This window comes from Nocardia sp. NPDC019395 (assembly GCF_040632335.1).
GTDB lineage: Bacteria > Actinomycetota > Actinomycetes > Mycobacteriales > Mycobacteriaceae > Nocardia.
In genome coordinates this window covers 1-21,596 of the sequence record NZ_JBEYBT010000008.1, presented here as the reverse complement: position 1 = coordinate 21,596, position 21,596 = coordinate 1, and the positions used below count along the sequence as shown (strand labels likewise).

The 21,596-nt window shown below is 66.2% G+C and carries 18 protein-coding genes; 8 read left to right on the top strand and 10 right to left on the bottom strand.

Going from position 1 to position 21,596, the window contains the following annotated elements:
- Positions 1 to 206 precede the first annotated feature (206 nt).
- Entirely contained in the window at positions 207 to 614 is a 408-nt protein-coding gene (locus ABZ827_RS19710) for a roadblock/LC7 domain-containing protein (RefSeq protein ID WP_357238465.1), read from the bottom strand.
- Positions 611 to 3,409: an ATP-binding protein gene (locus ABZ827_RS19705; RefSeq protein ID WP_357238463.1), complete on the bottom strand. Its 2,799-nt coding sequence runs from the start codon at positions 3,407 to 3,409 to the stop codon at positions 611 to 613. The genes ABZ827_RS19710 and ABZ827_RS19705 overlap by 4 nt, the downstream gene beginning before the upstream one ends.
- Before the next feature lie 315 nt (positions 3,410 to 3,724).
- Here ABZ827_RS19705 and ABZ827_RS19700 point away from each other — a divergent pair, with 315 nt between their 5' ends.
- From ABZ827_RS19700 to ABZ827_RS19665, 8 genes are all read left to right on the top strand, one after another.
- Positions 3,725 to 4,411 (top strand): response regulator transcription factor, encoded by a 687-nt coding sequence (locus ABZ827_RS19700; protein WP_357238461.1) that lies wholly within the window; start codon positions 3,725 to 3,727, stop codon positions 4,409 to 4,411.
- Positions 4,412 to 4,500: 89 nt separating this feature from the next.
- The gene (locus ABZ827_RS19695) at positions 4,501 to 5,919 is read left to right on the top strand and encodes a HAMP domain-containing sensor histidine kinase (RefSeq protein ID WP_357238710.1); all 1,419 of its coding nucleotides are present in this window, start codon (positions 4,501 to 4,503) and stop codon (positions 5,917 to 5,919) included.
- Between the two features lie 828 nt (positions 5,920 to 6,747).
- Complete coding sequence (locus ABZ827_RS19690) at positions 6,748 to 8,163, top strand: trypsin-like peptidase domain-containing protein (protein WP_357238459.1); 1,416 nt, start codon at positions 6,748 to 6,750, stop codon at positions 8,161 to 8,163.
- Positions 8,163 to 8,717, top strand: coding sequence for a MogA/MoaB family molybdenum cofactor biosynthesis protein (locus ABZ827_RS19685; protein ID WP_357238708.1), 555 nt, complete (start codon positions 8,163 to 8,165; stop codon positions 8,715 to 8,717). The genes ABZ827_RS19690 and ABZ827_RS19685 overlap by 1 nt, the downstream gene beginning before the upstream one ends.
- Positions 8,718 to 9,474: 757 nt before the next feature.
- A complete protein-coding gene (locus ABZ827_RS19680; RefSeq protein ID WP_357238457.1) occupies positions 9,475 to 10,149 on the top strand; it encodes an MspA family porin in 675 nt (224 codons plus the stop codon).
- A gap of 75 nt (positions 10,150 to 10,224) precedes the next feature.
- Positions 10,225 to 10,890: an MspA family porin gene (locus ABZ827_RS19675; protein WP_357238455.1), complete on the top strand. Its 666-nt coding sequence runs from the start codon at positions 10,225 to 10,227 to the stop codon at positions 10,888 to 10,890.
- Between the two features lie 318 nt (positions 10,891 to 11,208).
- Positions 11,209 to 11,883 (top strand): MspA family porin, encoded by a 675-nt coding sequence (locus ABZ827_RS19670; RefSeq protein WP_357238453.1) that lies wholly within the window; start codon positions 11,209 to 11,211, stop codon positions 11,881 to 11,883.
- 69 nt (positions 11,884 to 11,952) lie between these two features.
- Positions 11,953 to 12,624, top strand: coding sequence for an MspA family porin (locus ABZ827_RS19665; protein WP_357238451.1), 672 nt, complete (start codon positions 11,953 to 11,955; stop codon positions 12,622 to 12,624).
- A 97-nt stretch (positions 12,625 to 12,721) separates the two neighbouring features.
- On the opposite strand, the gene ABZ827_RS19660 is transcribed toward ABZ827_RS19665, so the two are convergent.
- The 8 genes from ABZ827_RS19660 to ABZ827_RS19625 all read right to left on the bottom strand — a co-directional run bounded on the left by ABZ827_RS19660 (position 12,722) and on the right by ABZ827_RS19625 (position 21,146).
- Positions 12,722 to 13,411 (bottom strand): SAF domain-containing protein, encoded by a 690-nt coding sequence (locus ABZ827_RS19660; protein ID WP_357238449.1) that lies wholly within the window; start codon positions 13,409 to 13,411, stop codon positions 12,722 to 12,724.
- A gap of 121 nt (positions 13,412 to 13,532) precedes the next feature.
- The gene (locus tag ABZ827_RS19655; RefSeq protein ID WP_357238447.1) at positions 13,533 to 13,835 is read right to left on the bottom strand and encodes an FmdB family zinc ribbon protein; all 303 of its coding nucleotides are present in this window, start codon (positions 13,833 to 13,835) and stop codon (positions 13,533 to 13,535) included.
- A 112-nt stretch (positions 13,836 to 13,947) separates the two neighbouring features.
- Positions 13,948 to 14,550, bottom strand: a complete 603-nt coding sequence (locus ABZ827_RS19650; protein ID WP_357238445.1) for a 5-formyltetrahydrofolate cyclo-ligase — start codon at positions 14,548 to 14,550, stop codon at positions 13,948 to 13,950.
- Positions 14,551 to 15,243: 693 nt separating this feature from the next.
- The gene (locus ABZ827_RS19645) at positions 15,244 to 16,311 is read right to left on the bottom strand and encodes a terpene synthase (RefSeq protein ID WP_357238443.1); all 1,068 of its coding nucleotides are present in this window, start codon (positions 16,309 to 16,311) and stop codon (positions 15,244 to 15,246) included.
- 13 nt (positions 16,312 to 16,324) lie between these two features.
- A complete protein-coding gene (locus ABZ827_RS19640) occupies positions 16,325 to 17,461 on the bottom strand; it encodes a hypothetical protein (protein WP_357238442.1) in 1,137 nt (378 codons plus the stop codon).
- On the bottom strand, positions 17,458 to 18,708 hold the full coding sequence (locus ABZ827_RS19635) for a cytochrome P450 (RefSeq protein ID WP_357238440.1): 1,251 nt from the start codon (positions 18,706 to 18,708) through the stop codon (positions 17,458 to 17,460). Before ABZ827_RS19635 ends, ABZ827_RS19640 begins: the two co-directional genes overlap by 4 nt.
- A 93-nt stretch (positions 18,709 to 18,801) precedes the next feature.
- The gene (locus ABZ827_RS19630) at positions 18,802 to 20,244 is read right to left on the bottom strand and encodes an aldehyde dehydrogenase (protein ID WP_357238438.1); all 1,443 of its coding nucleotides are present in this window, start codon (positions 20,242 to 20,244) and stop codon (positions 18,802 to 18,804) included.
- A 50-nt stretch (positions 20,245 to 20,294) separates the two neighbouring features.
- Positions 20,295 to 21,146: a geranyl diphosphate 2-C-methyltransferase gene (locus ABZ827_RS19625; protein WP_357238436.1), complete on the bottom strand. Its 852-nt coding sequence runs from the start codon at positions 21,144 to 21,146 to the stop codon at positions 20,295 to 20,297.
- Between the last annotated feature and the right edge of the window lie 450 nt (positions 21,147 to 21,596).

Sequence of the window (21,596 nt, the reverse complement as noted above, 5' to 3'; positions counted from 1 at the left end):
CCGCCGCGGATTGCCCGGATTGTTCGGCTGCGGGTCGCCGTGGAAACGATAAGTACCGGTGTTGTACTGCGCGGATCCGGGGCCGTACGGCTGCGCTCCAGGGCCGTACTGCTGCGCTCCCGGGCCGAAATTGTTCGCACCGGGCCCGTAGTCGGGCCCGCCGGTGTTGAAGTGGGGCATACCCTGGCCGAATTGGGACATGGCGTTCAGACTGTGGATCGGGCGGTCGCGCTGACCACCGCGCCGACACGGTCGACCAGCAGAGCCATTTCGTAGCCGATGCGGCCGATATCGTGCTGCTTGTTGGCGAGCACCGCGATATGCGACCCGTTGCCGACACTCATCACCAGCAGATAGCCGCGCTGCATCTCCACGATCGACTGCATCACTTTGCCGCCGTCGAACAGTTGGGCCGCACCGGTGGACAGGCTTGCCAGACCCGCGGTGACCGCGGCCAGTTGTTCGGCGCGGTCCGCCGGAAGATGGGGGCTGACGGCCTGCAGCAGGCCGTCAGCGGAGACCAGGACCGCATGAGAGACTCCCGGGACGTCGCGGGTGAATCTGGCAACCAGCCAGTTCAAATTCTCGTCCGTGCTGCTCTTCGGGGTGGTCATGCAAGCCCTCCGTCATTGTGCTGTGCGTCGGCCCGCCCACTGCGGACCCCGCTCAGATGTCTCGTCAGATTGCTCCGGATCTCCGCCGGATTCCGCGGGGCCTCGTCTTCGACGGGGGCGAGCCCGCCGGGCACGAGCTGTGCGCCCGGCCGGCGGATCGGGAGTCCGTTCGCGGTCCTGGAGTCCGAACTCGGTGTGGCCGCGTCCTCGGCGGCCAGCCAGCCGTGATCGGCCGGCGAAGTCCAGTCCTGGCGCGGCTGCTCCTGAGTGGACGCCGGCTCGACCAGCCATTCCGACACCATGCGCTGGTAGATCGGGGTGGGCGTCGCGGCGCCGACCGGCTGCAGCCGAGAGGATGTGGTTGTGCTCGAGACTGTTTCGTCGAGGCGTTGCTCGGAGCGTCCGAACGTATCCTCATGATCCATTCCCGGGCGGCGGATCGGCAATCCCGATCGTGCGGTGAGCGATGACGGGGTTTCGTTCGCCGGGCCGGATCCGGTGCGGGCGGGCTCCACCGGTGCCGGGAACGATTGGGTTTTGTAGGTTTCCGACCACAATCCGCTCGGAGCTTCGTCATGTTCGGGTTCCGGCTCCTGGACGGGGTCGAACGCCGAGAACGTATCGTCCGAGCCGTTACCGTTGGACCGGCCGTTGCCCGCGCCGGCTCCGGCCGGATAGCCGGCGGCCGGGCGGCGTTGCGGCAGCCCGGACGTGGTCGTGCCGACCCCCGACGCGGTGGGGGCCGGGGTCAACGGCCGTACCGAGGGCTCCGGCTGCGGGGGCCAGGGCTCCGCGGCCGGCGGGCTGGGCACCGGCATGAGCTGTCGCGGCTGCGGGGGTGGCTGGAGCTGGGAGGGCTGCGACTGTAGCGGCGGTGGCTGTTGCAGCCGGGGCGGGGGCGCCAGGGACAAATCCGCGGTGAGCGTGTTGAGGTTGTCCGCACCGGTGTCGGGCGATACCAGCAGGCCCGGCAGGTGCAGGCTGGCCGTGATCCCGGGTTGCTGCGCCATTGTCGAGGTGCGGCGCAGGCCGACCGTGATCTGATGGCGTTTGGCCAGCCGGCCGACGACGAACAAGCCCATCCGGCGGGCGGTTTCGATATTGATCTCACCGCCGGATGCCAGCCGCGCGTTGGCCGCCTGCAGGTCCTCGGTGGCCATACCGAGTCCGCGGTCGGTGACCTCGATCAGATAGCCACCGTCGACCGCGCGGGAGACCGTCACCGCCACCGGCGTATTGGGCGGCGAATAACGCAACGCGTTATCGATGACCTCGGCGAGCAGATGCTCGATATCGACGGCGGGTTCACCGGCCACGACACCCTCGGGGACATGCCCGATCTCGACCCGCTGATAGTCCTCGACCTGTGAAACGGCACTCCACAGCATATCGGAGAGCGGGACCGATTCGAGAGCCCCGCGGCGCAGCGCCGTTCCGGCCAGAACCAGCAGGTTGTCGCCGTTACGTCGCATGCGGGTGGCGAGGTGGTCGAGCCGGAAGAGGCTCTGCAGCCGCCCGGGATTGTCCTCGTCGTGTTCCAGTTCCTCGATGATGCCGAGTTGCTGTTCGACCAGATTCTGGCTACGCCGGGACAGGGTTTCGAACATATTGCCGATCTGCACGCGCAGCCGGGCCTGATCGGCGGCCAGGTTGAGCGCCTGCTGATGCATTTCGTCGACAGCGCGTGCCAGCTGGCCGATCTCCTCGGTGCCGTGGACGCCGACCGGTTCGATTTCCGGGGTCTCGGCACCGCCGCGCACCTGTTCGAGTTCCTCGGGCAGGCGAACATGGGCGACTTCCAGCGCGTCGCGACGCAGCCGGCGGACGGGAACGACCAGAGTCCGGGCGACGGCCAGGGCCAGGGTGAGACCGCCCAGCAGGGCGCCGATCAGCAGCGCGGTCTCTCGCAGGGCGCTGTTCTGCGCGGAGACGGTCGCATGGTGCAGGGCGCCGGCGATGGTGGCGGTCAGTTGATCTGTGGTGCGGTCGTAGGCCTGGGAACTGGTATCCAGCGAATCCCGGGCGGCCGGATCGGCGAGCGCGCCCTGGGTGCCCTGGCTGAAAATCGCCAACCGGGTCTGGACCGCGTCCAGCAGGGGGCGCGTATTGCCCGCCACGTCCGGCATGATCTGGCCGTACTGCTGGATCATGGTCAGCTCGGCGCCACCGGAGGTGAGGACGCGGGCGCGCATGGTCGGATTGTCCTCGGCGGTGGGCGAACTGATCACCAGGCGCTGTGCGGTGAGCGAGCGGCGCGCGTTCTGCACGGCGCTCACCTGCAGGAAGTAACGCTGGATCGACAGATCGTTGACCGTGGGCGACTGCGCCAGCGCGTTACCGATACGAACGGCGATCTCATCGGCCTGGTCGCCGATCATCGCGCCGGACCCGGTGCTGAGTCCGCTGCGCAGGGTCGCGCCGAGGGTCAGCGCGGAGGCGAGCTCACGGGAAACCTCGGGGCGGATCTGGTTGGCGTCCAGCGCGGATTCCAGCGCTTGGTGGGCCGAATCGAACTGCGCGAGCGCCGCGGTCGCCTGCGCTTCCATATCGGGGCTTCTGCGCGTGGTCGCACTCACCGCCAGGTTCTCGGCGGCAGCGTTGTAGTCGGCGATCGGCCCGATGATCCGTGACTGCTCGGTCGCGGCATTGAGCTGTTCGAGGGTGCGCAGCTCGTTGTTGATCCGCAACACCGCGAAGAGAGTTGCCAGGACGACCGGCAACACCAGGACGATGCCGACCTTGCGGGTGACCGACCAGTTGGAAAGGCTGAATTGCCACGGTCGCGGTGTTTCCATCCGCCTCTGTCGCCTCCGCATCACGTTCGACCTCTATTTGGTGCGCGGCCGTTTCAGTTATGGTTGAATGCCATCGAACCGACCAGAGGTCTAGTTTTTACCGCTCGGAACATACCGTGCATGGTAGCCGTCGGCAATCGGGGCGTTCAGATGGTTATACCCCGAATAAAGCGCATGGGGAACAGGTTTCGTGACATATCACAGATCGGTAATCGCTGGTCCGATAACCGGATGAATTCCCAGGTCGCCGCGGTGATCAGGACACGCGGCGGGGCCTCTCAGTAGCCTCTCAGTCGTTGCCGTCAAACTGGTGCAATGCGCATTCTGGTGGTCGACGACGATCGTGCGGTGCGAGAATCGCTGCGCCGATCACTGACCTTCAACGGTTACACGGTCGATCTGGCGGTGGACGGTATCGATGCCCTCGAGAAGGCGACCGCCGACCGACCGGACGCATTGGTACTCGATGTCATGATGCCCAGACTCGACGGACTGGAAGTCTGCCGCCGGCTGCGCAGTACCGGAGACGACCTGCCGATCCTGGTGCTGACCGCCCGCGATTCGGTATCCGAACGGGTCGCCGGCCTGGACGCCGGCGCCGACGACTACCTACCCAAACCGTTCGCGCTGGAAGAACTGCTCGCCCGGTTGCGCGCCCTGCTACGCCGGCGCGCACCCGACCCCGGCGAGATCTCCGAGACGATGCTTTTCGCCGATCTCTCCCTGGACCCGGTCACCCGGGAGGTATCGCGTGGCACGCGGTCCATATCGCTGACCCGGACCGAGTTCTCCCTGCTGGAAATGCTGATGGCCAACCCGCGCCGAGTGCTGACCCGGGGCCGGATCCTCGAGGAGGTATGGGGTTACGACTTCCCGACCTCCGGTAACGCGCTGGAGGTCTACATCGGTTATCTGCGCCGCAAAACCGAGGCCGACGGCGAACCCCGCCTCATCCATACCGTCCGCGGCGTCGGCTACGTGCTGCGCGAAACGCCTCCGTAAGCGCGGATATGGCACGTACTCCACGTTCCGCGGCCAAGAAGCATACGGTCGCTACGCTCGGCGGGCCCCGGCCGGACGAGCCCTCGCCCATGCGTCCGCCGACCCCGTTGACGCGCACCGTCTCCCTGCGGTGGCGGGTCACCCTGCTGGCCGCTTCCCTGGTGGCGATCTTCGTGGCGATCACCTCGATCGCCGCCTACGCGATGGTCGCCCGGGCCCTCTACGGTCAGGTGGACGCCCAGTTGCATGCCCGCGCGGCCACCATGATCAGCGGCGATATCGACAATATGGCGTTCCAGTCACTCGGTGTCGCGACGTTGTTCTCCAACGATATCGGCGTCGCGCTGATCTATCCCGTCGCGCCCTCGGAGGCGGAGAAGCCCGCGAGCATCCCCGTATACCTGCCACCGCAGCCGACCACACCTCCCATCGGCACCGAGGAGGTAGCGGTGGCGCAGGGGAAGCGCGATTCCTCGCTGCGCACCTACAACACTCAGCGAGTGCTCGCCGAACGGATGGATTCCGGGGTGACCCTGGTCATCTCGCAGCGACTCGAACCGACCCGGGAGGTGCTCGACCGCCTGGCGTGGCTGCTGTTCGCGGTCGGCGCCTGCGGCGTGGTGCTCGCCGCCGGCGCCGGGACGACAGTCGGCCGCACCGGTTTGCGGCCGATCGCCCGTCTCACGGCCGCGACCGAGCGGATCGCCCGCACCGACGATCTGACCCCGATCCCGGTCACCGGCGACGACGAACTCGCCCGGCTGACCGAAAGTTTCAACACAATGCTCCGGGCGCTGACCGAATCCCGGGACCGCCAGCGCCGGCTGGTCGCCGACGCCGGCCACGAATTGCGCACCCCGCTCACATCGCTGCGTACCAATACGGAACTGCTCATCGCGTCGAGCCGTCCCGACGCGCCGACTATCCCCGAGGAGGATATGGCCGAACTGCGCTCGGATGTGATGGCCCAGATCGAGGAACTGTCGAACCTGGTCGGCGATCTGGTGGACCTGGCCCGTGAGGACGCCCCGGAAACGGTGTACGAGCGAGTCGATCTCGGTGAGGTGACCGAACGGGCCCTGGAACGGGTCCGCCGCCGCGGCGCCGTCGCCTTCGACGCCGAACTGCGGCCCTGGTTCGTATACGGCCACGACGCGGCACTCGAACGCGCGATTCTGAATGTGCTGGACAACGCGGCGAAATGGAACCCGCCCGGCGAACAAGTCCGGGTGCGGATGTCCGAAACCGGACGCGGCCTGCTCGAATTATCAGTCGACGACGCCGGCCCCGGAATTCCGCCCGCCGAACGCGAACTGGTCTTCGAACGCTTCTATCGCACCACGGTGTCCCGCTCCATGCCCGGTTCGGGCCTGGGCCTGGCAATCGTGAAACAGGTAGTAACCAAACACGGGGGCACGATCGCCATCGACACCTCCGACCGCGGCGGAGCCTTGATCCGCATCGTCCTCCCAGGCGAAAACCCACCCCCGGAGGAATACCGCCAGTAAGTTCGCGCGCCTCCGGCGAGTGCGTCTCATCAGGCCCAGCCTCATTACCGAGCTCTCCGCCGCCGCCAGGCGCGTTTGCCCCCCTACCGCCAGTTAGTCCACATACAACCCCACACCCCGTCCCCGCCGTCTCCCCCGGCGCGTTTGATCCACCTACCCGCCGGCCAGCCGGCATGCGACCCCACTCTGTTCCCGCCGTCTCCCCCGGCGCGTTTGATCCACCTACCCGCCGGCCAGCCGGCATGCGACCCCACTCTGTTCCCGCCATCGCCCCCGGCGCGTTTGATCAGGGCCGGCCTCATTGCCGAGCCCTCCGCCGCCGCCAGGCGCGTTTGATTCCCTACCGCCAGTCTGTCCCGCATCCGCCCCCGCCCTGTTCCTGCCGTCGCCCCTGGCGCGTTTGATGCCCCTACCGCCAGTCTGTCCGCATGTGAACCCACCCCAGTTTCCCGCATGCGGCCGGTCCGCCTTGGTGGTTCGGGGCCCGTCTCGTTCTGGAGCGACCAGAGCGAAGGAGCGCAGCGACTGAGCGCCGGGAGTGAAGAACGAGACCAAGGGGGCCCCGAACCCGCGCCGCCGCAGGCGGCGCCAAAAACACAGAACCTTCACGGACTGCCCGCTTACCACCTTCACGAACTGCCCCCGCTCCTCACCTTCACGAACTCATCAGCTCTTCACCTCACCGACCGATCGGCTTTCTCACCCTCACCCCCACCCCCGGTCGACCCCCCTCCGCGAACCAGCGCGGCAAACACACAACACAATCTCAGTGCGTTCTCAGTCGCCTTCTGCACCCTGGACAGCGAATATGAGCAGAATAGAGAGACTATGACCGAGGATTTCACCAATCGTCCGGACCGGCCGGCAGACGGACCGGTGCCACCCTCGATGCCCCCTTCCCAGCCCCCCGCGGCGCCTGGGCCCGGGCCGGAGGACGGCTCCGCCGTACCACCGCACGGTAGCGGCGCTCCGTACCCAGGTGGGCAGCCCTTTCCGGGTGCTCCACCCTCCGATACAGCCTCATATACCGCCGTGGGCCACCCTTATGGGCCACCGCCCGGTGGTGTCCCGCCGGGCGATACCGGCCAGTTCTTCGCCGCCGGCTCCCCGCCCGCCCCGCGGCAGAGTTCGATCCGTACCGGCCTGGTGGCGGGCGCGATCGCCCTCGCACTGGTCAGCGGCGGTGTAGGCGGCGTGGTGGGCGCCCTGGTGAGCGACTCCGGCGACGGTCCGGCCGTGACGAACGCGCTGGACGCGCCCGCGCCGAAGGTCGAGGATGCCGCCAACGCGCCCGCTGGTTCCGTGCAGGCCGTCGCACAGGAGGTCACCCCGGCCGTCGTGATGATCGAAGTGGCGAGCAACCGCGGGCAGGGGGAGGGCTCCGGGGTGGTCTTGTCCTCGGACGGCCTGATCTTGACCAATAACCATGTGGCGTCCGGTGGCGGGGCCAAAGGCGATATGCAGGTGACCTTCGCCGACGGCAGCACCGCTCCGGCGACCCTCGTCGGTGCCGATCCGGTATCGGATCTGGCGGTTATCCAGGCCCGTGGGAAAACAGATCTGAAACCCATCGAGCTGGGCAGTTCGGCCGGTTTGCAGGTCGGGCAGCCGGTGGTCGCCGTCGGCTCGCCGCTGGGGCTGGCCGGTACCGTGACGACCGGTATCGTTTCGGCGCTCAACCGGCCGGTGTCCACGAGTGGTGAGGGCGGTAGTGACCCCACCGGCGCGAATCCGGTGATCGACGCGGTCCAGACCGATGCCGCGATCAATCCCGGGAACTCCGGTGGTGCCCTGGTGGACGGCCAGGGCCGGCTGATCGGTATCAACACCGCGATCGCGAGTCTCGGGTCGTCCGGGGCCGCCGGACAGCAGAGCGGTTCGATCGGGCTCGGTTTCGCTATTCCGGTGGATCAGGCCCGCCGTGTTGCCGATGAGCTGATCAAAACGGGTCATGCCACGTACGCTCAGATCGGGATGACGGTCTCGCGTGACGAATCCGTGCACGGGGCCCAGGTTCTCGATGTCACGCCGAACGGTCCCGCCGCGCAGGCCCGTATTCCGGCGGGTTCGGTGGTGACCGGGCTGGATGATCGCACGATCGATTCGGGTGACGCGCTCGTCGCCGCGGTGCGGTCCAAACAACCCGGGGACAAGGTGAAAGTGACGTATTCGGATGGGAAGGGCGGCAGATCCGAGACTGTCGAGGTGACTCTCGCCGCCGCCGCGGTGGAAGGAGCAAGATGATGCAGCTGGTGACCGGGGGCGGCCACGCGGGGCCGGATGTCGACGCTACGGTGAGCGGTATGGAAATCGATGCTCCTGTGGCGGGGCGCGCACTGGTGGTGGTCGTCGACGACCGAACGGCGCACGGTGGTGAGGATTCGCTCGGGCCGTTGGTCACCGAACTGCTCACCGAGGCGGGGTTCCTGGTCGATGCGTCTGTATCGGTGGAGGCGGACGAGGTGGCCATCCGGAACGCCTTGAATACCGCCGTTATCGGCGGTGTGGACCTGGTGATCTCGGTCGGCGGCACCGGGATGTCGCCGCGCGATGTCACGCCGGAGGCGACGTCCGAGGTGCTCGACCGCGATCTGCCCGGAATCAGCGAGGCGTTGCGGGCGTCCGGTCGCGTGGCGGGTTCGCTGGATGCCGGGCTCTCCCGGGGGCTGGCCGGTATTTCCGGCAGCACCCTGGTGGTGAACCTGCCGGGCACCCGGGCCGCGGTACGCGACGGGATGGCGACGCTGGGTCCGTTGGCGAGTCGCGTGATCGGTGAGCTGTCCGGCCTACTGGAATGAGCCGGGGCGAGCAGTATGAGTGAGGGTGAGACCCCCGAGGTCCCCCGCCGGGCAGGGCGCCGGGCGGGGGACCTCGCGCGTGTGGACCGGGTTTTCGGCGAGGTGTTTCCGAGTACCACACGCGATGAGTGGGACGACGGTTCGTCGTCTGATCGCGATGGCGACGAATGGCTGCGGTCGCAGGTCCCGCCGCATCACGGCAGTGCGGACTGATCCGCAATTGTGTTGGCGCTTAACGGTTTTCCGTTTTAATACGGTATGAATGCGCTATCTCGAAGGGGTAACGGCGCGGTCGGAGCGGGATTGTCCAGTACTCCGATCATCGAGATTTCCGGGCGGGCTGCCGGGACAGTGTTCATTTATTGCGCCCGCCGGTCGCTGGCGCGATCCATTTACGGATTTTTTCCGTCCTGACGTGCGTACTCCGGTTATCTGATACGGCATCTGGCCTGCGGATGCACGCGTGCCTATACGTAGATGTGAAATAGATCACATCAATGTATAGCGAAAACAAACTTTGTCGAATCTGTTATCGACCGTTTAACCTCGATGCGTCGACCACCGCAAAGGTGGTCCGGCGGGCAAAGATTCGGGGTCCGTCGGTCGCTTTCGTGTGCAATGTCCGATTTGTGACGTTGCATCGAAATAACAACGAGTCATCTGCAGGTAACAAACGAGCGAAACACTGGTCGAAGCCGGAGATCCCTGTGTCGGGACTCGAAGGTCTGCAGTTTGTCCGAAAATGATGAGGGGAAATATGAGCGAGAACCGCACCGACGGGGTACGTAAAGGTGCCAGGATCGCGGGTATCGGTGCCGCGGCCGCTGTCGCCGTAGGCCTACTGTCGGTGGGCGCCGCCAATGCCGATACCTTCGTGCCGCTACCGGACGGCCAGAAAGCCGGTCCGGGCGTGACCATCACCCGCACCGGAGAGCACGCTGTCGTTTCGCCCTCCATGGCGGCCAACGGCGCGGGCCGGGTCGTCTGGGTTTCGGGTAACGCCGCCGCCGATGTCGCGGTGACCCCCGAGGGTGAAGCCGGCCCGAACAACGGTCCGACCGGCGAGGACGGCACCAACAATTCGTCGACCCACGGCGCTTCGCAGCTGAATACCGGCTACATCGTCGGGTGCCAGGTGAGTATCGGTGAGGATGCGATCGGCCTGGGTGGTTCCCTCGGACTCAGCTTGGACGGCGGGAACGTCGGCGGCTCGGTCGGCGTGGAACTGGGCCCGGGTGAGGTCAAGTTCGTCCAGATCGATTACAAGGACATCACCAAGCCCGGCCGGTACTCGGTCGAGTACCAGGATGCCGAGATCGAGATCCAGGGTTGCGCGGGTTACGCGCAGGCGCGGTCGTACACGGTGGTCGAGATCATCGGCGACCACTACTCGAAGACGACCCTGTACGGCCAGCCGTTCAGCATCGGCTGAGCCGGGCGTCCACGTCGTATCGAAACGAACCTCATCTCGCGTAATCCGCGAGCTTTCCCCTCGAAGGATCCAACCATGATCAACCGAAAGAAACTGGCGCGCCTCGCCGGCGTCGGCGCCGCCGCCACCATCGCCCTGGGTCTGTTCTCGACCGGAGCGGCCAATGCCGATACCTTCGTGCCGCTGCCCGGCGGCGAACTCGTCAAAACGCTGTCCGACGGCACGACGGTGACCGTGCGGATGGTCGGTGAGTCCGCCAATATCAGCCCGTCCATGGGTGCCACCCCGGTGCACCGCAATGCGTGGGTTTCCGGTAGCGCGCAGGTCGAGATCGCCGGCGGCGAGGATGTGGGCGGCAAGATCTATCCCGGCTATGTCGTGGGCTGCCAGGTCAATATCGACGGCGGCGGTGCCGAGGGCGGTGCCAGTGCCGAAGTCGATACGGAAGGCGCCGTCAGCCCGAGCGCCGAAACCGGCGGCAACCTGACTGTAGGCCCCGGCCAGGCGAAGTCGTTCTACGTGCTCGATATCGAAAAGGCTGACGACTACGGCAGTGAGGATCACGCCACCAACAACAGCTTCGACGGCAACAGCGGTTCGGTGACCTGGTCCGACCAGACCATCGGCCTGAGCGGTTGCGGCGGCTACGCGCAGGCGCGGTCGTTCATCAGCGTCGAGGTGGAGACCTCGAACGTGATCAGCTACGTGACCCTGTGGGGTCAGCCGTTCAGCCTCGGCTGATCGCAGACCAAACCGCCATACTGGCACGGAAACAGGCCCGCCGCACTCGCGGCGGGCCTGTCTCTTATTTCGGCATTCCCGGAAATCCGGTGTCAGGGCTGCGTTTTCCCAGCATCCGTCACCTTCCCGTTACCTGAGAATCACCCTGATGCCACACCGAGTCGGTGGCACGGTAGGCAAGTGTTCACCGGTTGTGTGGTTTCGGGTTCATCTGGTGGCTACAGCCGTAACCCAAGCTCTATGAAGCCTGTTCTTGGGCCGCCCCGACGTCGATCGCTGCGATGTCGGGTGTCGCTGTAAACCTTGATGAGGGGAAATATGAGCAAGAACCGCACCACCGGTCTGCGCTACGGCGCGCGCGCCTTGGGCGTGGGCGCCGTAGCCGCTGTGGCCATGGGTCTGTTCTCCACCGGTGCCGCCAATGCGGACACCTTCGTACCGCTGCCGGACGGTGAGAAACTGGGCCCCGGCGTCAAGATCACCCGCACCGGTGAGCACGCAGTCGTCTCGCCGTCCATGGCGGCCAACGGCGCGGGCCGGACCGTGTGGGTCTCGGGTAACGCCGCCGCCGATGTCTCGGTGACGCCCGAGGGCGAAGCCGGCCCGAACAACGGCCCGACCGGCGAGGACGGCACCAACAATTCGTCGACCCACGGCGCTTCGCAGATCAACACCGGCTATATCGTCGGCTGCCAGGTCAGCATCGCCGACGACGCGATCGGCCTGGGCGTATCCGGTGGCCTCGAGGTCGGCGGCGGCAGCGTCGGCGGTTCGATCGGCCTGGAGCTCGGACCGGGCGAGGTCAAGTTCGTCCAGGTCGATTACAAGGACATCGAGAAGCCCGGTCGCTACTCCGTCGAGTACCAGGACGTGGAGATGGAGATCCAGGGCTGCGCCGGCTATGCGCAGGCCCGGGCCTACACCGTGGTCGAGATCATCGGTGACCACTACTCGAAGACCACCCTCTACGGGCAGCCGTTCAGCATCGGCTGACGTGCTGACACCGCTTCACCCACCACAACTCTCGCTGTAGCGAATTCAACCCCAGAGGGGCATCTGCACATGTTCAACCGTAAGAATCTGGCGCGCCTCGCCGGTGTCGGTGCGGCCGCCACGGTCGCGCTGGGCCTGTTCTCCACCGGCGCCGCCAATGCCGACACCTTCATCCCGCTGCCCGGCGGCGAAATCGTCAAAACGCTCTCCGACGGCACCGTGGTCACGGTCCGCATGGTCGGCGAGTCCGCCAACATCAGCCCGTCCATGGGCGCCACCCCCGTGCACCGCAACGCCTGGGCCTCCGGTAGCGCGCAGGTCGAGATCGCCGGCGGCGGTGAGGATGTGGGCGGCAAGATCTACCCCGGCTACGTCGTGGGCTGCCAGGTCAACATCGACGGCGGCGGCGGCGAAGCCGGTGCCAGCGCCGATATCGACGGCGAGTCCGGTGAGGTCAGCCCGAGCGGTGAGGTCGGCGGCGATCTGACCCTCGGCCCCGGCCAGGCCAAGGCCTTCTACGTCCTCGATGTCGAGAAGCCGGACGACTACGGCAACGAGGATCACGCGACCAACAACAAGTTCAAGGGCAACAGCGGTTCGGTCACCTGGTCCGACACCACCATCGGCCTCAGCGGCTGCGGCGGGTACGCGCAGGCGCGGTCCTTCGTCAAGGTCAAGGTCGAGACCGATAACGTCATGTCCGTCGTGACGCTGTGGGGCCAGCCCTTCAGTCTGGGCTGATACATCTCGCTCCGCTGACCCGGCCCGACACCTCGCGGCCGGGGTCCGAGTACCTGGAGAGGCCTGTCGCACATCGTGCGGCGGGCCTCTTCGGTTGTCAGTGGAAGATCACGGTGAGCGCGCTGCTCAGCGAGGCCGCGGCGACGGCTGCCGCTCGGCGCGCGTCCAGAGCGACCAGTACGACGCGCTCTGTCCGGCCCGCGCCGGGTTCGGTGGGCGAGCCGGATACCAGGACAACCGCGGCATCGGTGGCCAGTGTGGTGGCACGGACCGGGTCCGTGGTGTCGGCGGCGACGACATCCACCCTGTCGCCGGCGCGCAGGATTCCGGTGATCGCGGTATCGGCCAGCCGGATCGGCACGATCCGGGCATCCGGGGCACCCGTCGCGACTTCGGCCAAGCGTGGCCCGACGATCCGCACATCGGTGAGCACCTCACCGGACCGGAGAGCCGCGGTGAGCACCGCGCCCGTCAGTGCGCCGGGGTCGCGGGCGGCGCCATCGGGGGCGGCGCCGGGGGAGAGCTCGGTGAGCCGTAGATCGGCGGGCTCCAGTAGATGGCCCGGAGCGAGGTCACGGGCGGCGACGACGACGGAGACGCGGACCCGTTCGGGATCATCGCGGAGGAACAGGACCGCGGCCGCGACGGCGCACAAGGCAGCCAGAACGCGCCGTAACAGTACCGCGTCCGCCCAGGGGGGCCGGTTGTCGAATGCTTCGCGCCAGGTATCCCCGGAACCCAGCCGGCCCCTGGCATTCACACCGGGGCGAGTGCGTATGCGACTCATGGACCGAGCGTAGGAGTGCTATCTCGGTCCGGGCGCGGCTCTGTGGGCAGCTGTGCACAACCCACGGGCTGTGGATGAATCAGTCTCGGCAAGCACCCTGTCGAGGTGCCGGGCTACCGGCTCAGCTGGCGGCGGCGGCCGGCGCCGAGGAGGTACCGGACGAGCCGCTGTCCGAACCGGAACCGGAAGACGACCCCGACGAGCTCGAGCTGTCCGATTTCGCCGGCTCGCTGGCGGTCGACGAGCCGCTACGGCTGTCGGTCCGGTAGAAGCCACTACCCTTGAAGACGATGCCCACCGAGTTGAACAGCTTGCGCAACGCCCCGGAGCACTCCGAGCAGACCGTGAGTGCGTCATCGGTAAAGGACTGAACGATATCGAAGCGGTTGTCGCACTGGGTGCACGCGTATGAATAGGTTGGCACAGGGTCCTCCGCAGTATTCGTGAATTAGCACTCTACAGGCCACAGTGCCAACAGTGCCAATCCTCGATTGATTCCCGCGCGGCCCCGGATGTGTCCCGGACCATATCCGGCCTCAGTCCGGCGCCATATCCAGCGGCTTCGCCCCGCTCCCGGGGGTGAGCACCCACTGCATGCGGATATCGTGCGGTTCCTCGGGAAGCCACTCGACCACCTCGTCGTCGCGCACCACCACCATCAGCCGCGCGGTGGGGTCGGCGAGGCCGAGCGTCCGGTCGTAGTACCCGGCGCCCTGGCCGAGGCGAACTCCGCGCCGATCCACCGCCAGCGCCGGCACCAAGATCAGCTGGGCGGACGCCACGGTTTCCGGCGCCAACACCGCCCCGGCCGGTTCGAGCAGCCCATAGCGCGCCGGGCGCAAGGTGTCCGCGCCGGTGTACTCGCCCCAGTACAGCGGACCGGGCTCCCGGGTCACCGGCAGCAACACCCGGCTGCCCGCCGCCCGCAACGCCTCCGCGATCGCCACCGACCCCGGCTCACCGCGCACCGGAACATAGGCACACACCCACTCCGCGGGGCCCAGCCGACCGGCCGCATCGGCCAGCGCCGCGGCCTCCGCCGCCCGCACGGATTCCGGTACCTGTACCCGCCGCCCCCGGATAACCGCCCGCCAGGCCTGCTTATCGATCTCCTCGGGAACCCGCACGGCGACAACCATAGGCTCCCCACCCCCCGGAGCGCCTGCACCAGAAGTCCGATCTCCGTGCCCGACCAGCAAAGCCACCGGCCAGATCAGCCCCGACCCTCACCCCGTTTCCCCTGCGAACCTCCCCGCCCTCACTCGCCGCCGCCCTGGGGCGCGTTTGTCCCCCTACCGCCAGTCGGTCCGCATCCGACCCCCACCCCCGTTTCCCGCATGCGGCCGGTCCGCCTTGGTGGTTCGGGGCCCGTCTCGTTCTGGAGCGACCAGAGGGAGGGAGCGCAGCGACCGACCGTCGGGAGTGAAGAACGAGACCAAGGGGGCCCCGAACCCGCGACGCCGCAGGCGGCGCCAAAAAACACAGCACCTTCCCGAACTGCCCCGCCTACCACCTCCACGGTTCACCACACCAAACACAGCCCGCCCCACGATGAGCCAACCTTGTCCCGCAAGACCCGCGCTCACCCCTGCGAACCTCCCGCCCTCACTCGCCGCCGCCCTGGGGCGCGTTTGTTCCCCTACCGCCAGTCGGTCCGCATCCGACCCCCACCCCCGTTTCCCGCATGCGGCCGGTCGACCTCGGTGGTTCGGGGCCCGTCTCGTTCTGGAGCGACCAGAGCGAAGGAGCGCAGCGACTGAGCGTCGGGAGTGAAGAACGAGACCAAGGGGGCCCCGAACCCGCGACGCCGCAGGCGGCGCCAAAAATTCAGCTCACCCCTGCGCCCGGCCAGTCGCGACCCGGTATCGGGCGCTTCTGCTGTGCCATTCCCGGCTGCCCCCGATCCACGCCCACAGCTCTTCCAGGAACCGTTTCAGTTCGGGTGGGGCGCCGGGCTCCAGGTCTCGGCGGGCGGCTTCGAATGCCCGCACGATCTCGTTGTCGTGCGCGACGCTGCGCTCGATTGCTTCGTGCAGGGAGCAGCGCCGCTCACGGGCAATGATCGACGGAAGGTTGAAATCTCCGATCGCTGTTTGCGATTCCTTGGGTGCGGAGTAGATATCGTTGACGAGCGTCACCGCGTCGGCCGCCAGCCGGACAGCGTGCCGGACCCGCGGGTGCGAATAGACGTTGGCCGGAAGTTCGTATCCGTTCACGACATCGATCGCCGACATCGCCGCCAGGAAGCTGTTGTGCTGCCTTTCCGCGAGAAATTCCCACAGGGGTGGAGTCCGGCCGGAAATTCGCCACATCGCTTCGGCGGTCCAGGTGAAGAACAAGGCGAGGGTTTCCTGCCGGATCCTTGCCATCTGGGAGGGGGTCGCGTACCGGGCGATATACCCCAGGCTCGACGAGAGCGCGCGCAGGACAGGGTGGTCGTGTGTATGCGCCTCGATCTCGGCCGCGTATTCGCCCACGTAGTGCGGTGGGTCCATAACCGACATGGCGAAGGTGAGACGTTCGGCGACGAGCTCGTTGACGGCGCCGAATCGTTCGTCGTCGGCCACATAGTCGTCGGTGGCGAACAGCGCCGCCATCCAGCGCGCGACGAGCAGTAGCCGGTCGGGGTCGTCGGTGTACGGACAGGTGAGCATAACGAGGCGGCCGAACTGGCACGACCGGAAGTAGTCGAGGTTCTCGGCGTAGATTCCGACTTCCCGAGCCCACTCGACCAGGCGTTCGTTTACTTCCGCGCCGAGTCTTTCGTCGTCCCGCATCGGGGCGGGGGCATACAGTCCGAGATGCCATGTTCGAGCTTTCGCTGATCCGCCGAATGCCTCGGGTCGCGTGCCGGATTCCGGATCGGCAGCGTCCGTTCGCGCCGAGTTGAGGTCGGTCATATGTGGCTGCTTCTCACGTGAGTTTCGGGGTTGCCAGCGGGAGGATATTTCTCGCCCGGTCGGGGAAGGCCTCCAGGTATGCGCCCCAGTTCTTCCGGCATTGTCCGCAGAGTATTACCCCGGAGAATTTGCCGACATCGCCGATACCGTAGGACTCGCTGCGTTCGCATGCGTGGCATTTCTCTGCCGCCGGGCGATCGAGGATATCGGCAAGTCCGTCGAAGAGTAGATGAGGCCGGGCCATGACTGCTTCGTAACGCTGGTCGGAAACCGTCTCGGCCACCGGGTCGTTGCGGTACCAGAGTTTCACATTGCGTCGGGCGTCGTCGACGATTGCCTCGGATTCCGGCATGCCGAGAGTCATTCCCTCCTCGACGTACCGATATCTGCGCATCAGCATATGAACCGGGCCTCCGAGATACCGGCAATAATTGATGAGGCATCGCCGGTCGGCCGTCTGCGACCAATGGGGATCGAGGGCCCACAGGGTTTCCCGGCATGCCTTGTAGGCCGTAGCGCGGAGTTCGGGATCGGCGTATGCGAACAAGTTGCATATCTCCCCTTCCGCGCGATGCTTGTAGAAGGAGATGGAATCGAACAGGGTGATCGCGATTTCCGCGATAATGGCGTTCTCGTCTTCGGTCAGCCAGCGATCGCTGTCGTTGCAGGCTATGGCGGCGTTCAGGTAGAACCTGATCATCCCGTCGCAGTCACGAAGCCGGAAATAGTCCGCGGCAGAATGAGAAAGCGCGTCGGCGTAGCGGCGGTAGAGCGTAGAAGAACGTCGTTCACTGGACTTTTCGGTCATAACCAGAACGGCGGACCGGAATTCCCTCGCCATCTCGTCGCGGATCGGTGACCCGCCGAACAGGATGTCGAATTCTCTTTCGATGTCGTACCCGATCCAGGGGCCGTCGTCGACGACATCGATGGCTCGCCCGATGTAATCGGCGACATAGGCGATGACCCCGAGCCGCGTCAGCGCCATATAGCGATCCCAGTTGGAGAACTCCGGAACGATGCACCGGTTCAACTCCCAGGATTGTGTCACTATCTCGGCGATCTTCTCGCGCTGTACCCCATAGGGTTCGAGATCGATTTCCAGCTCGTCCGGATAGAACCATTTGTCGATTCGTGGGGTCTTCGTCATTTTTCTCCGTCGGGGATCGTCGTCGTCACCGGCAATGCCTGCACGGCGTACACCGTGGAGAACGTGCGGAATTCCAGGCTTTCGAAGGGGACCGCGAGCTCCAGCCGGCGGAAGCGCCGGAAAAGGGCGGGAAGAGCGATACCCAGTTCGTGCCGGGCCAGGGTGGCCCCGAGGCAGAAGTGGGTTCCGTGACCGAACGCCAGGTGGTTCGCGGAGCCGCGGGTGGTATCGAACCGATCAGGGTCTTCGCCCATGCTGTCGTCACGGTTGGCGATGACGAGCGATGTCATCACGTAGTCGCCTGATTTGATCTTCGCGCCACCGAGTTCGACATCTTCCGTGGCCGTTCGAACCAGCCCGGTCTGCACCACGGACAGATATCGGAGCATCTCTTCGACGACACCGGGCACGCTCTGTGGATCGTCTCTGATCTTGGCGAGATCCGCTGGATGCCGGAGCAGCAGGAGAACGCTCAGCCCGAGCATGCTCGCCGTTGTGTCGTGGCCCGCAATCAGCACCGCGTTGACCAGCCCGATCAGTTCGGCGTCGGTCAGGTCGTCGCTGTGGTCGCGGACGAGAGCGCCGAGCAGCGTGTCATCCGGAGACTTCCGCTGTTGCGCGACCAGTGCCGCGAGGCGTTCCCACATCGTGGTGAAGATGCCCGCCATCTTTTCCTGGCTCAGCGTTCGATCGAAAGCCTGGTTGGCCATCTCCTCGAACAGCCTCTGGTCTTCTTCGCCGAGCCCGACCAGCTCGCAGACGGTCTGGGAGGCGACCGGCTGGGCGAAGGTGGATACGAGGTCCACCGGGGATGCCGTCCGTTCGATCGCATCCAGCCGCTGCTCCACGATTTTCGCTACCCGGGCCTGCATCAGCGCTGTGCGGCGGGGTGAAAAAGCGGAGTTGACCATACGGCGGAACTTGGTGTGCTCAGGAGGATCCATCCCCGCGATCGCGCCCGGCTGCCGGGTCGGACTCGCGATCGACGCTTTTCCTGTCGCCCGGGGGCGGGTGACAGTGCGCGGGGTCCTCGCTGTGCTGAAACGCGGGTCGCTCAACACCTGACGGACATCGGCGGGTCGAACCACCACCCACACCGGGTCTCCATTGGGTGCGCGCTGTTGAGTAATGGTTTCCTCGGTCCGCAACCGCAGCAATTCCGGCGCGGGATCGAACGGCGGGTCACTTGCCCGCCGATAGGGCACCGGTACGAAGACATCCGTTTTCGCCGGTGGTGAGGTGTCCACAGGTCGGTCCTCCAGATATGAGGCAGATGGCGGAGGCTGCCCCTTTTCCGGAGCGCGGGCCGGGCGACGGCGTCTGCCCGCGCTCCGGTGGTATCAGGGCAGGAAGATGGACTTGGTATGCAGGTAGTTGTCCATGCCCTCGGGGCCCAGCTCGCGCCCGAAACCGCTGTTCTTCCAGCCACCGAACGGGGCGTTCAAATCGATGAGGGTGCCGTTGAGGCTGACGGAGCCGGTGCGCATCCGCTGGGCCAGGCCCTGTGCGCGCTGGGTGTCGGCAGACCAGACGGCACCGCCGAGGCCGTACTCGGAATTGTTCGCGATACGAACGGCCTCGTCGTCCCCGTCGTAGGGCAGGATCGCCAGGACCGGCCCGAAGATCTCCTCCTGGGCGATGGTGGCGTTCTCGTCGACATCGGCGAACACGGTCGGCTCGACGAACCATCCGCGTTGCCGCGTAGCGGGCCGGCCGCCACCGGCGACGATCCGGCCGCCTTCGGCCTTCCCTTTGGCGATATGCGCTTCGATCCGGTCCCGATGCCTGGCCGTCGCGACCGGTCCGATCTGTGTGTCGGTATCCAGCGGATCGCCGATGACTCGCGAGGACGCCCACCCCGCGAGGGCATCCACCACCTCGTCATAACGACTGCGCGGGGCCAGGATCCGGGTTACCGCGGCGCATGCTTGCCCACTGTTGGCCATCGATACGAGCGGCAGATCCCGGATGACGATATCCAGATCCGCGTCATCCAGGACGAGGCCTGCCGCCTTGCCGCCGAGCTCCAACGACACGGGCCGCAGAAGCCGGCCACACGCTTCGCCGACACTGCGCCCGATGGCGGACGATCCGGTGAACGCGACCTTGTCGACATCGGGATGGCTCACCAGGTGGGCGCCGAGTTCGGACCCGCCGGGGACCCAATTGATGACCCCGGGCGGGAACCCGGCTTCCTCGGCGGCCTCGGCCAGCAGGAACGAGTCCAGCGCCGCGTCCGGCGAAGGTTTGACAACCATGGTGCAGCCGGCCGCCAGCGCCGGGGCGATCTTCATCATCGCGGCGATAACCGGGAAGTTCCACGGCGTGATCGCCGCGACGACGCCCACCGGCTCACGGCGCACCAGCGAATCGAACCCCATGGGCGACGGCCGGCGTTCCTCGAAGTTCGTCGATGCCGCCAGCTCGGCGTAGTAACGCAGGAGGGTCGGCGGGAAGGATGTCTCGAACAGGCGGGCGAGCTCGATGGGCATCCCGACCTGCTGAGTTATCAGGCGGGCTATCTCTTCTTGACGAGCGTCGATGGCATCGGCGAAGCGCCGCATCGTCGCGGCCCGCTCGGCCGGATCCGCTGTCGCCCATCCCGAATGGTCGAACGCCTCCCTGGCCGCCGCGACCGCCGCATCACCATCGGCTTCGTTCGCCTCCGGCACGATGCCGAGGACCTCTTCGGTCGTGGAGTTGATGCCCGTCAGCTGTCGCGACGACGACGGGCCGGTCCACTTCCCGCCGATGAAAAGATGCGACCGTGTGATTGCTGTCATGCCGATTCCTGTCTATTCGTGCCCGAATTTTGTTGCCTGCCCCCTGATGGTCAGACGCGGTCGGCCGCGATCAGCAAATACTGGAAACTGCCATCCTTGTAGGCGTCCAAGAACGCCTGCTCGATACCGGTGGCCAGTGACGACTTCGCTCGCAACTCCCAATAGGGAATCGTCGCCGCGGTGAGATCGACGACACTGACGGGCACCATTCTGTTCGCCGCCAGTTCTTTGAAATACGTGCTGCGCGGGTGGATATCACAGATGTAATGGGCATTGATCGTGCTCACCGCCCGCGACGGCAGACCGTAGGTGTCGTTGTAGCACCCGGTGATGCACACATATCTGCCCCCGCGGCGCAGCAGGCGCCGGTACTCCTCGAACAGCAACGACAAGTCCACATACATGGTGCTCTCGTTGTTCCAGATCCCCTGGAACGTACCGGTGTCGAAGCCGGTTTCCAGCATGTTCTTCAAGTGGTACCGGACATTTCCGGCAATGCCGAGTTCGCCTGCCCGCTCGTTCGCGAAATCAACCTGAGTCTGGGAAATGGATACGCCGTCGACTTCGCAGCCGAAACGCTGGTGCGCCATCACACTGCTGCCGCCGCGACCACATCCGGAATCCAGCAGGCGGTCCTCGCCCGCGACGGTGCCGAGATTGTCGAGCAGGAAGTCGGCCTGAGCCGTCTCCAGCCGATGCAGCTCCTCGACGACCCGCTGCTCGCGGACATCCGGTGCTGCGTCGAGGACCGACCAGTCCACCGCCCCGATCCCATAGTGGTGGTGGTAGAGGCCGTCCACTTCACCCAGGCGCAGATTGACCGGATTCTTTTCGGCATTCCAGTATTGGGCGATGGACTGCTGGTACGGGCTGTCGATAATCGAGGTCTGCGGTCGGGTCAAAACTCTTGCTCCTGAATTCGGGCTGTCCCAGCGGTATAAGAATGTGAGCTCATTACGGCTCGATATCGATGAGCGAGAAGGCGCTGCGGACGAGTTCTATCCCCGGTCCTGCGATTTGCGTCAAGCTGTCTCTCCACAGTGGTTCGTCCCGGTAAACCGGGTGAGATCCCCTGCGCCGAGACCATACCCAGCCCCCGAAAACCCCCCGTAACTTTCTTCCCAAAGATGGGAATCACCAGGTGAACACCCAACCACAGCGAGCGCCCCCAAGCCCCCGTGCTCACCACCGCCCGAACTCGCCGCCGCCGCAGGCGCGTTTGATCCCCTACCGCCAGTCCGCCCGCATGCAACCTCACCCCGTTTCCCGCATGCGGCCGGTCCGCGTTGGTGGTTCGGGGCCCGTCTCGTTCTGGAGCGACCAGAGCGAAGGAGCGCAGCGACTGAGCGCCG

What these genes read in the sequence shown, in the direction of transcription:
- ABZ827_RS19710 (WP_357238465.1), bottom strand. Translation starts at nt 614, where the DNA reads ATGACCACCCCGAAGAGCAGCACGGACGAGAATTTGAACTGGCTGGTT.
- ABZ827_RS19705 (WP_357238463.1), bottom strand. Translation starts at nt 3,409, where the DNA reads ATGGAAACACCGCGACCGTGGCAATTCAGCCTTTCCAACTGGTCGGTC.
- ABZ827_RS19700 (WP_357238461.1), top strand. Translation starts at nt 3,725, where the DNA reads ATGCGCATTCTGGTGGTCGACGACGATCGTGCGGTGCGAGAATCGCTG.
- ABZ827_RS19695 (WP_357238710.1), top strand. Translation starts at nt 4,501, where the DNA reads ATGCGTCCGCCGACCCCGTTGACGCGCACCGTCTCCCTGCGGTGGCGG.
- ABZ827_RS19690 (WP_357238459.1), top strand. Translation starts at nt 6,748, where the DNA reads ATGACCGAGGATTTCACCAATCGTCCGGACCGGCCGGCAGACGGACCG.
- ABZ827_RS19685 (WP_357238708.1), top strand. Translation starts at nt 8,163, where the DNA reads ATGCAGCTGGTGACCGGGGGCGGCCACGCGGGGCCGGATGTCGACGCT.
- ABZ827_RS19680 (WP_357238457.1), top strand. Translation starts at nt 9,475, where the DNA reads ATGAGCGAGAACCGCACCGACGGGGTACGTAAAGGTGCCAGGATCGCG.
- ABZ827_RS19675 (WP_357238455.1), top strand. Translation starts at nt 10,225, where the DNA reads ATGATCAACCGAAAGAAACTGGCGCGCCTCGCCGGCGTCGGCGCCGCC.
- ABZ827_RS19670 (WP_357238453.1), top strand. Translation starts at nt 11,209, where the DNA reads ATGAGCAAGAACCGCACCACCGGTCTGCGCTACGGCGCGCGCGCCTTG.
- ABZ827_RS19665 (WP_357238451.1), top strand. Translation starts at nt 11,953, where the DNA reads ATGTTCAACCGTAAGAATCTGGCGCGCCTCGCCGGTGTCGGTGCGGCC.
- ABZ827_RS19660 (WP_357238449.1), bottom strand. Translation starts at nt 13,411, where the DNA reads ATGAGTCGCATACGCACTCGCCCCGGTGTGAATGCCAGGGGCCGGCTG.
- ABZ827_RS19650 (WP_357238445.1), bottom strand. Translation starts at nt 14,550, where the DNA reads ATGGTTGTCGCCGTGCGGGTTCCCGAGGAGATCGATAAGCAGGCCTGG.
- ABZ827_RS19645 (WP_357238443.1), bottom strand. Translation starts at nt 16,311, where the DNA reads ATGACCGACCTCAACTCGGCGCGAACGGACGCTGCCGATCCGGAATCC.
- ABZ827_RS19640 (WP_357238442.1), bottom strand. Translation starts at nt 17,461, where the DNA reads ATGACGAAGACCCCACGAATCGACAAATGGTTCTATCCGGACGAGCTG.
- ABZ827_RS19630 (WP_357238438.1), bottom strand. Translation starts at nt 20,244, where the DNA reads ATGACAGCAATCACACGGTCGCATCTTTTCATCGGCGGGAAGTGGACC.